Source organism: Pseudomonas sp. NPDC077408 (assembly GCF_050269105.1).
Classification (GTDB): domain Bacteria; phylum Pseudomonadota; class Gammaproteobacteria; order Pseudomonadales; family Pseudomonadaceae; genus Stutzerimonas.
In genome coordinates this window covers 348,718-361,820 of sequence record NZ_JBNNHS010000001.1, presented here as the reverse complement: position 1 = coordinate 361,820, position 13,103 = coordinate 348,718, and the positions used below count along the sequence as shown (strand labels likewise).

The following is a 13,103-nucleotide window of genomic DNA, read 5'->3' as shown; positions in this document are numbered from 1 at the left end:
CAATGGACCACCGACCTAAGCGGTTGTTCGCAGACGCATCCGCGTTACTTCGGCGCGCTAGCCGTTGACTCGCTTGTCGCCCTCAGCCTTACCCTCTGCCGAGGCGTGTTCGATTACGGCATTCATCTCGGCACCGAAGAGCAGGACTGCCGCCGAAATATAGAAGTACAGCAGAAGAACGATGACCGCCCCGATGCTTCCGTAAGTCGCGTCGTAGTTACCGAAGTTCTGTACATACAAGCCGAAGGCGATGGAGGCGGCAATCCAGACGATCACAGCAAGCACCGAGCCTGGGGTGATGAAGCGGAACTCCTGTTCGACATCGGGCGTGACGTAATAGATCACTGCCAGCACCAGCATCATCAGCGCCACCACGACCGGCCAGCGCAGCCAAGTCCAGAGGGTGACCACGATCTCCTTCAGGCCAACCTGATCGGCCAACCACTCGATGACTTGTGGGCCGACAATCATCAGTGCGGCGGTAGCCAGCAGAATCAGCGCCAGGCCGATGGTGTATACCACCGAGAGGAGGATCAGCTTCCAGGTTGGCCGCCCTTCTTCGACGTCGTAGGCCCTGTTCATCGCGTTCATCAACGAGCGCACCCCGATCGAGGCCGACCACAACGCCACGAGAATACCGAAGGAAAGGAAGCCACCTTTTTTCTCCTGCATCTCGTCAATGACAGGATTGACCAGGCTCAGGGCGTCGGGTGGCAACACCAGCGAAACCTGCTCACGGAGCCAGGTGAAAAATTCTTGCAGATCTAGCAGACCAAGCAGCGAAATCAGAAACAGCAGAAAGGGAAACAACGAGAAGATGGCCCGGTAGGCCAAGGCCGACGCATAGGTAGTCATGTCGTCATTGCTGAACTCCTTGAAGGTGCGTTTCAGCAGCTCGAAGCCACCTACACCACGCAAATCCAGCATCGCATTCCCCTTATCGCACGTCGTAAAAAGCTAAAGCCGTCAAAAATGGGACGGCCCTGCTTTGTAAGAGTTCGCCAAAGAACGCCAGCGCCTGCCGCCCCTCTCCCGACAACCAGGAATTAAGCCAGGCAGTAAGGACGATGGAGGAACTTTCCGCCTCGACAGCGCTCTTGATGGAGTTGCCAATTTAGCGGTCGCTGACTGGGAACGCCTGCATCATCGTCGTTCTGCGAACCGCTCTTGAGTGGATTCGCGTTGAGCGGCAGAGCAACCCGGACGCCAACATGGCTTGTCGCAATTCGTGACAGCAGGAGCAGTAAATGAAATCGGCCTACGCCACGGACGCACCCCAGCCAGGAATGAAAGCCGACCTCGTCAAATACGCCAGGCTCATCGTTACCAAAGGCAGCGGCGCGGGTGCTACGCTCGGCCTGAACGTCCTATTGGCGCGCCTGTTGGTGCCAGAGCTTGCCGGGACCGTGTTCTTTTGCGTAGCCCTCGGCATATTCCTGTCATTGCTGGCGCGGCTGGGCCTCGACATCGCCTGCCTGAAGAACATCTCTTCCCTGCACGAAGGCCAACAGCGAAGCTACTTCGACCGTGCGCTGATGCTTGCCGCGCTGATGAACATTCCCGCGTTCCTGATCGGCCTGGCAGTGGTGTATTTCTCCGAGACCACACAAGCCTATTTCGCGCATGCGGTGGTTCTTTTCGCTGTTACCGCGCTCGGCCTGTCGCTGCTGAGCATCGCCAGCGAAACCTTGAAGGCCAAGCACAAGACCAGCGAAGGCCTGTTCTGGCAAACGGCCTTCCAGCCTGCGCTAACGCTTCTGCTGGTGGCTATCACGGGTAGCGATCTGACAACCGTTGTAGGCTGCTTTGTGCTCAGCTTCGCACTGGCGATCCTCGGTTCAGTCTGGCGCGCCCGCCGCAGCCTGCCCCGCTCAGGATCGGAAGCGGTGCTGGGCTGGCGAGAGATGCTCATCCTCTGTGTACCGCTGATGCTGATTGCGGTGATGAACAGCATCATCGAGCTGTCCGACACGCTATTGCTCGGCGTGCTGCGCTCGGCCAGCGAAGTCAGCATCTATTACATCGCCGCCAAGATCGCAGCGCTCTCGACCACGCTGCTGTTCATCATCAACGGCACCATCGCCCCGGACATCTCCAAACGCTGGGCGCAGAACGACCGCGCTGGTGCGTTCGCTATTGTCCGCAAGTATTCGCGCTTCATGCTTGCGCTGGCGCTGATGATCCTGCTCGCCATCGGCCTGCTACGCGAGTACATCCTTGCCGTGTTCGGCCCCGAGTACCGCGAGCAAGGCGTCTATCCATTGCTGGTCCTTGCCATCGGGTATTTCTTTGTCCTGGCCGCAGGCCCGCTGGGCATCTTCATGACCATGACTGGCAATCACCGTCGTTACTTGCACAACAACATCGCGGCCTGCGTGATCAACGTCGCGCTAAACCTGATCCTCATTCCGCGCTACGGCGTCAACGGCGCCTGCTTTGCCACAGCCGTAGCGCTGGCGATCAAAAACACCCTGCTCTACGTGCAGTTCAAGAACATCGAAAGGAGTCCGACGCCATGACTGACCGGGTAAACGTAATCGCTTACGGAGCCTATGACCGGCACAACTATGGCGATCTGCTCTTTGCAATCGTCCTCAAGCGTTACCTGGAAGCGGATGGTCGCTTTTCCGTGATAGTCGCCGCGACCAAGAAGTCCAATCTTTCACGGTACGGGGCGCTTCCCACCGTTCCGTTGAAAAAAGCGCTGGATGCCACCCGTCAGCAGCCCAAAACGATGCTCATCGTGGCCGGCGGCGAGTGCCTTACGGCGCAGTGGGAAAGCATCATCGGCTACCTCGCACCGCAGGCGATCTATTACCCGATCAAGGCGAGCCCCTATCTGATCGGCCATAAGGCGTTCATCCGCCTGAGTCGAATGTTCACTTCGATTCCGTCGGACATCCCGCTCGTCCTTGGCGAACGCGACCTGCCCGGCTACAAGGTGATGTACAACAGCGTCGGTGGAAACGAGATCAGCCGCAAGAAGCCGCTGATCCATGATGCCATCAAGCGCAACCTCAAAGACTGCACCTATGTGTCGGTACGTGACCGGGAAACTTCGGCTGAGCTGGACAAGCTCGGAGTCGAACACAACCTGGTGCCGGATAGCGCAATCCTGATATCCGATATCTTCCCGCAGCAGGTCGATCCCGCCGAGCCCGGCCATATCGTCTTCCATATCTCCGATCACCACGCCAAGCGCCGCATCGAGGCGATCGCTCAGCAACTGACCGAACTCAACGTCAATACCGGGCTGAAGATCGCGCTGCTCACCATCGGCAAGGCGCCTGGGCACTCGGATGACGAACCGCTCGACAAGCTGCACAGCCTGCTCGGTGACGAGCGCGCCTACCGGGTAGACAGTGGCAACATCGAAGACATCATTCGCTGCATCGCCACCAGCAAGCTCTATTGCGGTACCAGCCTGCACGGCGCGATTACCGCGCTTGCCTACGCCGTTCCGCAAATAGCATTGCTCCCGCAGCGCGTAATCAAGCTCTCGAGCTTTCTTGAAACCTGGGTTCCCAAGCAGTCGTGCGGCTTTGCAGAGGTCCCGCAGATCAGCCAGATCGGCACCAACCTGATCAACGTATTCGGCGACAGCCAGCGGGCCGAGCTGCGCGCGGTGGTCGAAGCCATGAAAGGCCGCGTGCGGGCTAACCTCGACCATATGGTCGAGCTCTACGACGCGGCCCCTGCGCGCGGTGAAAAAACCCGCAACGAACAGCACAAGCCGGAAGCCGTAGCCGCGAACTGAATCAGCAGCCGCGCTGCACCACGAAAGAGCCCGCAACTATGCGGGCATTTTTGTCCATCAGCCTTCGCTCGGCCGACAATCTAGCGAACCGAAGTCATCGCATTGGCTCGAGCCGTGTGGAGCTTCTGGTAGCTGTCAATGAGCCGCTGGTGGCGATCAAGCCCTTCGAGTTTGGTGCTGGTAGGCGTCAAGCCGAAGAAGCGCACGCTACCGTCCAAAGACCCGATCACCGCATCCATCCGAGCATCGCCAAACATCCGGCGGAAGTTGACCTCGTAATCATCAAGTTGCAGCTCCTCGTCCAGCTCCACCTCCAACACTACATTTAACGCCTGGTAGAACAAGCCGCGCTCGACGGTGTTGTCGTTGAACTGCAGAAAGGCCTCAACCAGCTCTTTGGCTTCTTCGAATCGCTGCAGGGCGAGATAGATCAACAGCTTCAACTCAAGAATGGTCAGCTGACCCCAGGCGGTATTGTCGTCGAACTCAATCCCGATCAATGTCGTGATGTCGGTGTAGTCATCCAGTTCGCTTTCTTCCAGCCGCTCGACAAGTGCTTGCAAACCGGCATCGCCCAGGCTGTGCAGATTCAGGATATCCGCACGGAACAGTAGCGCTTTGTTGGTGTTATCCCAGATCAGATCCTCCACCGGGTAGATCTCGGAATAGCCGGGCACAAGGATGCGGCAAGCCGTTGCGCCCAGATCCTCGTAGATCGCCATATAGGCTTCCTTCCCCATCTCTTCGAGGATGCCGAACAAGGTTGCGGCCTCCTGGGCATTGGCGTCGTCGCCATCGGCCGTGAAATCCCATTCAACGAAATCGAAGTCTGCTTTGGAGCTGAAGAAGCGCCACGACACCACACCGCTCGAATCGATGAAATGTTCCACGAAGTTGTTCGGCTCGGTCACCGCGTTGCTTTCGAAGGTTGGCTGAGGCAAATCGTTGAGCCCTTCGAAACTGCGTCCTTGCAGCAACTCCGTGAGGCTGCGCTCCAGCGCAACTTCGAAGCTCGGATGAGCGCCGAACGAGGCAAATACACCACCGGTGCGAGGGTTCATCAAGGTGACGCACATCACCGGGAACTGCCCGCCCAGCGAGGCATCTTTGACCAGCACCGGGAAGCCTTGCTCTTCCAACCCCTTGATGCCCGCTACGATGCTGGGGAATTTTGCCAACACGTTCTGGGGAACATCCGGCAGCGCAATTTCTCCTTCAAGGATTTCCCGTTTAACGGCTCGCTCGAAAATTTCTGACAGGCATTGCACCTGAGCTTCGGCCAGCGTATTGCCGGCGCTCATGCCATTGCTGAGAAACAGATTTTCGATCAGGTTGGATGGGAAATACACCTCCTCCCCGTCCGATTGCCGGATATAAGGCAAGGCGCAGATGCCTCGCTTTACATTGCCAGAGTTGGTGTCGTACAAATGCGAGCCGCGCAAATCTCCGTCGGGGTTATATATTTCCAGGCAGTACTCATCGAGTATTTCCGCCGGCAACGCATCCTTACGGCCAGGCTTGAACCAACGCTCGTTCGGATAATGGACGAACGCAGCATTGGCAATATCTTCTCCCCAGAACTGATCGTTGTAGAAGAAATTACAGTTGATCCGCTCGATAAATTCGCCTAGCGCCGACGCTAAAGCACTTTCCTTAGTGGCGCCTTTCCCGTTGGTAAAACACATCGGCGAATGCGCATCGCGGATATGCAGCGACCAGACGTTCGGCACGATATTGCGCCACGAGGCGATTTCGATCTTCATGCCAAGATCGGCCAGGAGTCCGGACATATTGGCGATCGTCTGCTCCAAAGGCAGATCCTTACCCGCTATATAGGTGCGCGCCTCTGATTCTGTGCCGGGCAGCAGCAAGGCCTGCGCATCGGCGTCCAGGTTCTCGACCTCTTCAATGACGAACTCCGGCCCGGTTTGCACCACCTTCTTGACGGTGCAGCGATCGATTGAACGCAAGATGCCCTGGCGGTCCTTATCGGAAATATCCGCAGGCAACTCGACCTGAATTTTGAATATCTGGTTGTAGCGATTCTCCGGATCGACAATGTTGTTCTGCGATAGGCGAATGTTTTCGGTAGGGATACTGCGCGTCTGGCAATACAACTTTACGAAGTACGCGGCACATAGCGCCGACGAAGCCAGGAAATAGTCGAAAGGCCCCGGTGCCGAACCATCGCCCTTGTAACGAATCGGTTGATCGGCGACCACCGTGAAATCATCAAACTTGGCTTCGAGCCTGAGGTTGTCGAGAAAATTAACCTTGATTTCCATGCGGGATTACCAGAACGATACATTTGATCGCTATTATCCGGCTTCCAGGCTAGATGTCTTATTCTTTTGCGAGAAAGCAGTTCGCTATCAGGCACTCTTTCTGGCGGCTCAAACGTCGCTACGATGCATGGCGACGCTGCCTAACCGCCGGAAAATGAAAAGGCCCGCATCGCTGCGAGCCTTTGATTTCATTGGTGCCGGTGAGAGGAGTCGAACCCCCGACCTTCGCATTACGAAAGATCGGCACCTGTCATCGCAAAAGCTGGAAGCCAGTAAAAAAGGGGCCTCCGGCTTGCCTTCGTCGTCGCCCTGCGCCGCTCTCTGTAGATTCCGGTCTGTTTTGGGACACCCCGACCAGTGCACCGACCAGAACGCGAAGCACATCAAAAAACATCTTACAGAGTGCTTTTCAGAGTGCTACGCTATGTGCGCTTACCCCGTTCGCACAAATGACCTTACGAAGACCTAAATCAAGATAGCTCGGCCCACAGTAGAGAACCCATATTCGCTCAATGAAGCGTGACGGTTCGGCCCACAGATATGAACTCAGGCACCCTAGAAGCGCGGATAGCAGAGAACAGGTGGATATGGCGATGACTTACACGGTACTGGCTGACGTTGCGGCGTCGGTGACAGAACTAAAAAAGGACCCAATGGGCACCATTCGCGAAGGTGGCGGCGAAACGGTCGTGATCCTCAATCGAAACGAACCAGCCTTCTATGCCGTGCCGCCCGCACGCTATGAAGCCATGCTGGAGCTGATTGACGACCTGCGGCTCGCTGAAATCGTACGCGCTCGCGCTGGTGAACCTACTGTACGAGTAGATATCGATGACCTCATCGCGCAAGCCGGCGAAGCCGACTAAGTACGCCCTGGAGTTCAATACTCAAGCGCTCAAGGAGTGGGGCAAGCTGGGCAACACTATCCAGCTGCAGTTCGCCAAGAAGCTGAAAGAAAGGCTCGAAAATCCTCGAGTCGAGGCCGACAAGCTTCGGGACATGCCCAACTGCTACAAGATCAAGCTCCGCTCCATCGGCTACCGGCTGGTCTATGAAGTGATCGATAGCCGACTCGTCGTAACGGTGATCGCGGTAGGCAAGCGAGAGCGCAGCAAGGTTTATGGCAGCGCCGTCAGCCGCTTGTAAGCAGCCTCCAGCCGTGTGCCTGTAAATACGGGGCTTCCGTACATGAGGGTCATTGGCTAGTATCCGTTGCATCGTGTTTGAGGCTGAAAGGGCACCCCTTCCGCCTAAACAGTGGCGCTCCTGGGTCGGCCAGCACGCCCTCCCCTGCATGGAAGCCCGGCGACAAGCCAAAGGATAAGGACCAAGCCGAGCAACTCTCGCTCAAGATCAACTCCTACGAAAGCGTCAGCTACGAATCCTTCCCGCCAGCCCAGGGGCACAGCATCGCGACGCGTCATCATGTACTTAGCAGCCTGGTGCGGCACTGCAAGCAGGCCCGCCAGTATCTCCAGCGCAACGGCATCAGCTTTGTTGAACACGATATAGAGAAAAACCAGAACGCCCGCAGAGCCTATGATGCGATGGGCGGCAATGGCGTGCCCGTCATATTGGTAGAAAACAAGCGACTGAATGGATTTACCGTTGCAGATTTCCAGAGCAGTTACCCGTGACACGTCTCCAACAGAAAAATAAATCTGTCCCTTTTTTGTTATCTAGGATTATCGCTACCTCTAGAAAGGGTATCAATCAGATCTGGAACGAGTCTTTCGCTAAACCCGGATATAGCTCCTAACAACAGAAGAGAATATGTGCCCTCTTTGAAAAGACTAAACGCCAGTCCAGACATAGCAAGCGCGTATGCCAGCAGTCCAAATATACCTCCCATTAGCACTCTAAGCATACCCTGTAGCAAAACTAATTTATCTGAATTAAGATCACTAATTACAAGCTCATTAGATCTAGCAAGAACAGATAAGTATGTACCTACAAAACCGCCCGCAACAGGAATCAACGCAGGTCGAAGACTATCCGGCAAAAGGTAAAAGTAATACGCCACGAAGGACAACAAAACAAAAAAGCAAGTTAAAAAGGTCGCCAACCACAAATAATTAGACTTAAGTATATTTTCCGCAATCTCTTTAATCTGATGCCGAACGTCAGCATATATATTATCAATCTCGCTTTCTTCTGCGCATGAAAACGCTTCGGTAAATGCGATACCAATCTTCAATGAAGCCTTCTCTTTAGCATCCGCATCCAGCTCACCCAACAAGACACTCTGAGCATGAGCAAACGACTTTCTAAAGCCATGTAACGCACGACGCTCCTCTTTAGTTATCGCGTTACAATTGTAGTCAAGATTGGAAGATCCATTTATCCAAACCTGCAATTTCCGACTCAAAGCTATGACTCGCTTTGTCTTCGGCGTAGATGCTATGCGCTCCTTCAGCTCCTCAACTGCCTTATGAATACCTTCTTCGCCCTGCCCTGAAAGCACACTCGAAATCGCGATGGAATAGTGCGCATCTACTGCCGGATGATGCACCCCAAGAAACTTTTCTTGTGCCAATGCCATGACCGAGTCGATTTCTCTTAACCGCTCGATTTTATCAGCCGCAACCCCGTTAGAAGTCCACTGAACAGAGAAGTCCTCCTCGGTATAATAGATTACGTAATTAGAACCCTGCGAGGCCACATGCACTATTGTGGTATCTTCAGAAATCTTGACGCCAGGCTTATACGCTGAACAATCGTTATAATCGAAGAGTGCTTTTTTGAGATCCATTACATCGGCATCCATTCCCATGCCCCTTTAAGAATAAAAAATTTACGCCTTGACTGAAAAAACTGCTGGGCTGGTTACGCTGTTATTTGCTGCCCGCGTTTTGTTCCGCCAACTTTAGGTCCGCTTCGGCGTAGGCTGGGCTGACCTGCCCCTTCGCAGGATCGACCTCCCCTTTCCACACCCAAAGCTCGTACTCGGGGAACGCATCAAGCAATGCGTCCATGTCCTCGATGCGCACCTTCACCTTCAAGTTGTGCGCAACAGTTCCCCAGCGCCGTCGGTCAAGGCCTGTCTTTTTAGCAACGACTGCTGGGCTGAGGTATTTCACTAAGGCCCTGATGCGCTCTTCTCTCATTCCGAAAAATTCTAATATTCAATAGACAAACAGTTTGTCTGTCAAAATAGTTGTCTGTACAGTAGCCTCGACAGACAACATATTTGTCTGCCAGAACACCCGTTAATCACAGTTTATGAGCATTTCAAAGGCAGGGATAGGCGATGAGTACACAGCATCTAGAACAACCACCTTTCGACGTGAGCTTCGATCTGGACGGCAAGCGAGTGATCTATCTCGACTGCCGTAACGCGCTCACCTGCAGCAAGGAAACCTTCGCTGCCATGAACGGTGTTTCCGTCGACACCGTGATTGCCTGGATGCAGAGCGGCACGGTGCCCAGCATCAAGATGGGCCGCCCTCGCCTCGTCAACCTCGCACAGCTCCGCGCCGATCTGGCAAAGGGCAAAACCATCTTCGCCCAGGGGGACTACACCGATGAGTAAGTCGAACGCAGACCAAACCGGCAGCAACGTTGTGCCCCTGGGCGCGGCCATCAGCAACCTGTGCAGCATCGTGACCTTCGCCTCGGCCAGCGGCATTCCGGTGGAGGAAGTCGTTGAATGGGTAGAGAACGGCACGCTACCCAGCGTCACCTTTGCCGACTTCCGCATGGTGAACGTGGGCAAGCTGCGGTCCGACCTGCTGAGTGGAAAGGAGAGTTTCGCTGCAGGGGATTACAGCCATGACTAGCCAGCACGCCGTCGTGGATGCCGCCACTGCCCAGGAGTACATCGGCCAGACCGTTCTCGTTGAGCTGCACTGGGACGATGAGCCGGAATCCTACTGGTACTGCCTGCATATCGTAGGTGTCGCGCTGCCGATGGAAGGCGTTCACGACCAAGCGTATTTCCTGACCTTCGATCTCAACGCGCAGGAGCGCCACCCCAACGAAGTGTTCTTCTCGGACATTCGCACGATCAGGGTGATGCGGCACCGCGACCGGCATGGTTCCGGCAACGTACTGGGCCGTATCGCCCTCCCCAACTCTGCAAGGTCAAGGGCCGCGCTCCCGGCTCGTCGGAACAGCTTCACCGTTCCGTCGAACGGAAGCACGGGCGCAGCGCACCCTTGACCCTGCACGATCATGAACAGCCTATCGCTCGGAGTGTGGGGTAGCTTCTCCACCCCACACTCCCGAGCCCTCGGCGGCAAGAGCGGGATGACAAGGGCAGCGCCCTTGGTGTGCTTTGCTTTCGCCCGCCTCCCTCATACCTTCGCCGCGCAGCTGACCGAGCGCCCCCATCTGTTGTTTCTACTACTGATCGGCCTCATTCCCTGGAGCGCCTGGGTCGCCGCGCTGCCGCCCAACGGCAAACCCGCTCTGCTCGCCCCTCCCTATGAGCGCGCCTGCCCTAGTGATCCGATCGATTATTTCTCTGACCCAACCAACTGGATTGAGAAACCTTGGTGCGCGCTGGCCGAGCACTCTCACACGCGCGGAGGCACGAAGCGCGTGAGCGTGCGCAGCCAGCGCGCGCCGCCGCGCTGACGTCCCTGTAACACGTCAGATAACCAGTTGTGGATTCAGTGGCAAACGCTCAATAAAGGTAGAACTGATGCAAGTTAAAGATTTCATCCGCGTTGATCGCACCACCGGAGAAGAAAGCAGCAAAGGCCGGCTTTTTCTGGACATTGGCTATACGGGCTTCAAAGACCTCTTAGGCGTTCGCCTGCTCGGCTGCGGCGTCGATACGGTTCGCCAGCTGTACCGCGGATTGATCCGACCGGAGATCATGGCGCTGTTCGAGAAACCGGGCGCAATGGTCGAGTTTGCCGGGCAGATTTGGCATGCCGGGCGTGTGGGCCGGGACTCGGGATATCAGTACAAGCTGCAGAACGCTGACCTGGGCTTCATCCTGCTAATCAAGAACTTCAACGCCAAGCTGGAGCACATCGGCCTCATCTGAAAATCGAAGTGTCGCCGCACGCCATCGACGCGCTGTCACCGGAACGGCTGCAAGAGCGGATGGACTACTACGCTGCCGCCGTGATGACTCATCGGAAACGCAATCAGTGTGCCGTCCACCTTGCCCTGGATCTGCAAGGCTGGACACCTCCGGTAGATCTGGTCGCCCGCCTCCATTGCCGGGCCAGGACGCACCGCGACATCTCGGGCATCAACCAGATTGAGTGGGCCACCAAGTCGAGCGTCTACGGGCGGGGTGAAACCTCAATGTTCGGTTCTGCCGGTGGTGTGCAGCTGTGCATCTACAACAAGACCGAGCAGGCCCGCGCGACCGACAAGCTTGACTTCTGGGAAAGCGTCTGGCGGCGTCGTGATTCGTTCGATGCTGGCGACCCGGACAACTACGATCCATCCCAGGATGTGTGGCGGGTCGAGCTGCGTTATCACCATTCGGTCATCCAGCAGTTCGCCAGCGGCTCGATTGACGTGAAGACCGGCAAAGCCATCGAGACGGATTCCTTCGATACCTTCTCCGCTCACCTTGACGGTCTGTGGCGCTACGGTCTGCGCCAGTTCAAGTTGATCGCCCGCCCGGGTTACTACGAGCCGATCTGGACACTGATGCGCGATGACGTGCGGGTTGATGTGGCGGTGGATTCGCTGATCGATGACACCGAGTACAAACGCTACTACAAGACCTCTCGAGGCTTCTCGGGCAAGAACGTGGAGCTGTTCCTGGGAAACTTCGTAAGCCTGCTGGCAAGGGAGCGGGTGGGCGCTAAGAAGGCATTCGAGACCCTACAGCAATGGGATTGCTGGCCGGTCATCCGCGATCACTACGCCGCCAAGGAGATGAGCGAGCGGGATCTATACAAGCACATCAGGGCATTGCTTGAGGAACGCCATGTTCGCTGGGGGCGTGCCGTTTGATCACCAAGGGACCGAACGGCTGGGACGTAGATTTCTGGCTGGATAGAACCGCCGGCATCCGCAAGCGTAAACGCGCCTTTCGCACCAGAAGCGAAGCCGAACGTTGGGTGGCAGACCTGCGTCGAGACTATAGCCGTCGTGGCCGTGATCCCGGTGAGCGCTTAGCCGATCTGGTGCAAGTCTGGTACGAGCTGCACGGGGTACAGCTCAAGGACCAGCGACGCTACGGGCGAACCCTGGCGATTGTCGAAGCCCTGGGTAATCCGATTGCCTCATCGCTGACCGCCCTGGAGTTCAGTCGCTATCGGGCCGAACGGCTCAAGAGCTGCACCCCGGCAACGGTGAACCACGAGCATCGGTATCTGAAAGCCGTCTTCAACGAATTGATCCGTCTGGGCGTCTGGCATGAAGCCAATCCGCTCGCCAATCTGCGGCAACTGCGTATCGACGAAACCGAGCTGACCTTTCTCACCCTGGACGAATGCCGACTGGTGCTGAATGAATGCGCCCGCTCGACCAACAGCCATACCCTGCCCGTCGCGAAACTCTGCTTGGCTACCGGCGCCCGCTGGGACGAGGCTGAATCGATCACCCGCAATCAGCTCGCCAATGGACAGGTACGATTCTCTCGGACGAAGAATGGTCGCGTCCGCTCGATCCCGGTGCCTGATGACTTGGTGAAGCTAATGCTGGAGCGTGGCTACCCTGGATCGGGCCGGCTGTTCAGCTCCTGTCGATCGGCGTTCCGCAAAGCCTACGAACGCACCGGTCTGCATACCCCCGGCCAGCTGACCCACATCCTGCGGCACACCTTCGCCAGTCACTACATGATGCAGGGCGGCAACATCCTCACGCTGCAACGAATCCTGGGGCACGGCGATATCAAGATGACGATGCGTTACTCGCACCTGGCGCCGGATCACTTCGCGACCGCCCTCACCCATTCGCCGTTCGCATTGCTGAGACAAGAACGGGACACTTGTGAGACACCATCCCAAACGAAAAAGGGCTAGCCGAAGCTAACCCTTTGATTTCATTGGTGCCGGTGAGAGGAGTCGAACCCCAGACCTTCGCATTACGAATGCGCTGCTCTACCTACTGAGCTACACCGGCGCCGGGCGGCGCATTATCGAATT

14 protein-coding genes, 1 tRNA gene and 1 pseudogene are annotated in these 13,103 nt (G+C 56.4%); 11 read left to right on the top strand and 5 right to left on the bottom strand.

Features of this window, described 5'->3' with window-relative positions; all coding sequences use genetic code 11:
- Positions 1 to 57: 57 nt before the first annotated feature.
- Positions 58 to 927, bottom strand: a complete 870-nt coding sequence (locus tag ACQKEK_RS01745; RefSeq protein ID WP_499140883.1) for a YihY/virulence factor BrkB family protein — start codon at positions 925 to 927, stop codon at positions 58 to 60.
- 320 nt (positions 928 to 1,247) lie between these two features.
- On the opposite strand from ACQKEK_RS01745, the gene ACQKEK_RS01740 reads away from it, so the two are divergent.
- Positions 1,248 to 2,519, top strand: a complete 1,272-nt coding sequence (locus ACQKEK_RS01740) for an oligosaccharide flippase family protein (protein WP_128119503.1) — start codon at positions 1,248 to 1,250, stop codon at positions 2,517 to 2,519.
- A complete protein-coding gene (locus ACQKEK_RS01735) occupies positions 2,516 to 3,757 on the top strand; it encodes a polysaccharide pyruvyl transferase family protein (RefSeq protein ID WP_128119504.1) in 1,242 nt (413 codons plus the stop codon). The genes ACQKEK_RS01740 and ACQKEK_RS01735 overlap by 4 nt, the downstream gene beginning before the upstream one ends.
- An 80-nt stretch (positions 3,758 to 3,837) precedes the next feature.
- On the opposite strand, the gene ACQKEK_RS01730 is transcribed toward ACQKEK_RS01735, so the two are convergent.
- Positions 3,838 to 6,042 (bottom strand): OsmC domain/YcaO domain-containing protein, encoded by a 2,205-nt coding sequence (locus ACQKEK_RS01730; RefSeq protein ID WP_499140882.1) that lies wholly within the window; start codon positions 6,040 to 6,042, stop codon positions 3,838 to 3,840.
- Between the two features lie 593 nt (positions 6,043 to 6,635).
- Here ACQKEK_RS01730 and ACQKEK_RS01725 point away from each other — a divergent pair.
- The 3 genes from ACQKEK_RS01725 to ACQKEK_RS01715 all read left to right on the top strand — a co-directional run bounded on the left by ACQKEK_RS01725 (position 6,636) and on the right by ACQKEK_RS01715 (position 7,679).
- Complete coding sequence (locus ACQKEK_RS01725; RefSeq protein ID WP_499140881.1) at positions 6,636 to 6,908, top strand: type II toxin-antitoxin system Phd/YefM family antitoxin; 273 nt, start codon at positions 6,636 to 6,638, stop codon at positions 6,906 to 6,908.
- Positions 6,874 to 7,188, top strand: a complete 315-nt coding sequence (locus ACQKEK_RS01720) for a type II toxin-antitoxin system RelE family toxin (protein ID WP_499140880.1) — start codon at positions 6,874 to 6,876, stop codon at positions 7,186 to 7,188. Before ACQKEK_RS01725 ends, ACQKEK_RS01720 begins: the two co-directional genes overlap by 35 nt.
- A gap of 77 nt (positions 7,189 to 7,265) precedes the next feature.
- Positions 7,266 to 7,679, top strand: a complete 414-nt coding sequence (locus tag ACQKEK_RS01715) for a glutaredoxin family protein (protein ID WP_499140879.1) — start codon at positions 7,266 to 7,268, stop codon at positions 7,677 to 7,679.
- 38 nt (positions 7,680 to 7,717) lie between these two features.
- Here ACQKEK_RS01715 and ACQKEK_RS01710 read toward each other — a convergent pair whose 3' ends face one another.
- Both ACQKEK_RS01710 and ACQKEK_RS01705 read right to left on the bottom strand, forming a co-directional pair.
- The gene (locus ACQKEK_RS01710) at positions 7,718 to 8,809 is read right to left on the bottom strand and encodes a hypothetical protein (protein ID WP_499140878.1); all 1,092 of its coding nucleotides are present in this window, start codon (positions 8,807 to 8,809) and stop codon (positions 7,718 to 7,720) included.
- A 67-nt stretch (positions 8,810 to 8,876) separates the two neighbouring features.
- Positions 8,877 to 9,149 (bottom strand): DNA-binding protein, encoded by a 273-nt coding sequence (locus ACQKEK_RS01705; RefSeq protein WP_499140877.1) that lies wholly within the window; start codon positions 9,147 to 9,149, stop codon positions 8,877 to 8,879.
- A 143-nt stretch (positions 9,150 to 9,292) separates the two neighbouring features.
- Here ACQKEK_RS01705 and ACQKEK_RS01700 point away from each other — a divergent pair, with 143 nt between their 5' ends.
- From ACQKEK_RS01700 to ACQKEK_RS01675, 6 genes and pseudogenes are all read left to right on the top strand, one after another.
- The gene (locus tag ACQKEK_RS01700) at positions 9,293 to 9,574 is read left to right on the top strand and encodes a MerR family transcriptional regulator (protein ID WP_255829905.1); all 282 of its coding nucleotides are present in this window, start codon (positions 9,293 to 9,295) and stop codon (positions 9,572 to 9,574) included.
- On the top strand, positions 9,567 to 9,821 hold the full coding sequence (locus ACQKEK_RS01695; protein WP_499140876.1) for a hypothetical protein: 255 nt from the start codon (positions 9,567 to 9,569) through the stop codon (positions 9,819 to 9,821). Before ACQKEK_RS01700 ends, ACQKEK_RS01695 begins: the two co-directional genes overlap by 8 nt.
- Positions 9,814 to 10,203 (top strand): hypothetical protein, encoded by a 390-nt coding sequence (locus tag ACQKEK_RS01690; protein WP_499140875.1) that lies wholly within the window; start codon positions 9,814 to 9,816, stop codon positions 10,201 to 10,203. Before ACQKEK_RS01695 ends, ACQKEK_RS01690 begins: the two co-directional genes overlap by 8 nt.
- 87 nt (positions 10,204 to 10,290) lie before the next feature.
- On the top strand, positions 10,291 to 10,620 hold the full coding sequence (locus tag ACQKEK_RS01685; RefSeq protein ID WP_499140874.1) for a hypothetical protein: 330 nt from the start codon (positions 10,291 to 10,293) through the stop codon (positions 10,618 to 10,620).
- A 67-nt stretch (positions 10,621 to 10,687) separates the two neighbouring features.
- Positions 10,688 to 11,967, top strand: a pseudogene (locus ACQKEK_RS01680) (phage replication initiation factor).
- Positions 11,964 to 12,980: a phage integrase gene (locus ACQKEK_RS01675; protein WP_499140873.1), complete on the top strand. Its 1,017-nt coding sequence runs from the start codon at positions 11,964 to 11,966 to the stop codon at positions 12,978 to 12,980. The pseudogene ACQKEK_RS01680 and the gene ACQKEK_RS01675 overlap by 4 nt, the downstream one beginning before the upstream one ends.
- A gap of 24 nt (positions 12,981 to 13,004) precedes the next feature.
- On the opposite strand, the gene ACQKEK_RS01670 is transcribed toward ACQKEK_RS01675, so the two are convergent.
- Positions 13,005 to 13,080: transfer RNA gene (locus ACQKEK_RS01670), tRNA-Thr, on the bottom strand.
- Positions 13,081 to 13,103 lie beyond the last annotated feature (23 nt).

Excerpts from the sequence above, each read along its gene's own strand:
- ACQKEK_RS01745 (WP_499140883.1), bottom strand. The coding sequence starts at position 927 with ATGCTGGATTTGCGTGGTGTAGGTGGCTTCGAGCTGCTGAAACGCACC.
- ACQKEK_RS01740 (WP_128119503.1), top strand. The coding sequence starts at position 1,248 with ATGAAATCGGCCTACGCCACGGACGCACCCCAGCCAGGAATGAAAGCC.
- ACQKEK_RS01700 (WP_255829905.1), top strand. The coding sequence starts at position 9,293 with ATGAGTACACAGCATCTAGAACAACCACCTTTCGACGTGAGCTTCGAT.
- ACQKEK_RS01735 (WP_128119504.1), top strand. The coding sequence starts at position 2,516 with ATGACTGACCGGGTAAACGTAATCGCTTACGGAGCCTATGACCGGCAC.
- ACQKEK_RS01710 (WP_499140878.1), bottom strand. The coding sequence starts at position 8,809 with ATGGATGCCGATGTAATGGATCTCAAAAAAGCACTCTTCGATTATAAC.
- ACQKEK_RS01685 (WP_499140874.1), top strand. The coding sequence starts at position 10,291 with ATGACAAGGGCAGCGCCCTTGGTGTGCTTTGCTTTCGCCCGCCTCCCT.
- ACQKEK_RS01725 (WP_499140881.1), top strand. The coding sequence starts at position 6,636 with ATGACTTACACGGTACTGGCTGACGTTGCGGCGTCGGTGACAGAACTA.
- ACQKEK_RS01690 (WP_499140875.1), top strand. The coding sequence starts at position 9,814 with ATGACTAGCCAGCACGCCGTCGTGGATGCCGCCACTGCCCAGGAGTAC.
- ACQKEK_RS01720 (WP_499140880.1), top strand. The coding sequence starts at position 6,874 with ATGACCTCATCGCGCAAGCCGGCGAAGCCGACTAAGTACGCCCTGGAG.
- ACQKEK_RS01695 (WP_499140876.1), top strand. The coding sequence starts at position 9,567 with ATGAGTAAGTCGAACGCAGACCAAACCGGCAGCAACGTTGTGCCCCTG.
- ACQKEK_RS01705 (WP_499140877.1), bottom strand. The coding sequence starts at position 9,149 with ATGAGAGAAGAGCGCATCAGGGCCTTAGTGAAATACCTCAGCCCAGCA.
- ACQKEK_RS01730 (WP_499140882.1), bottom strand. The coding sequence starts at position 6,042 with ATGGAAATCAAGGTTAATTTTCTCGACAACCTCAGGCTCGAAGCCAAG.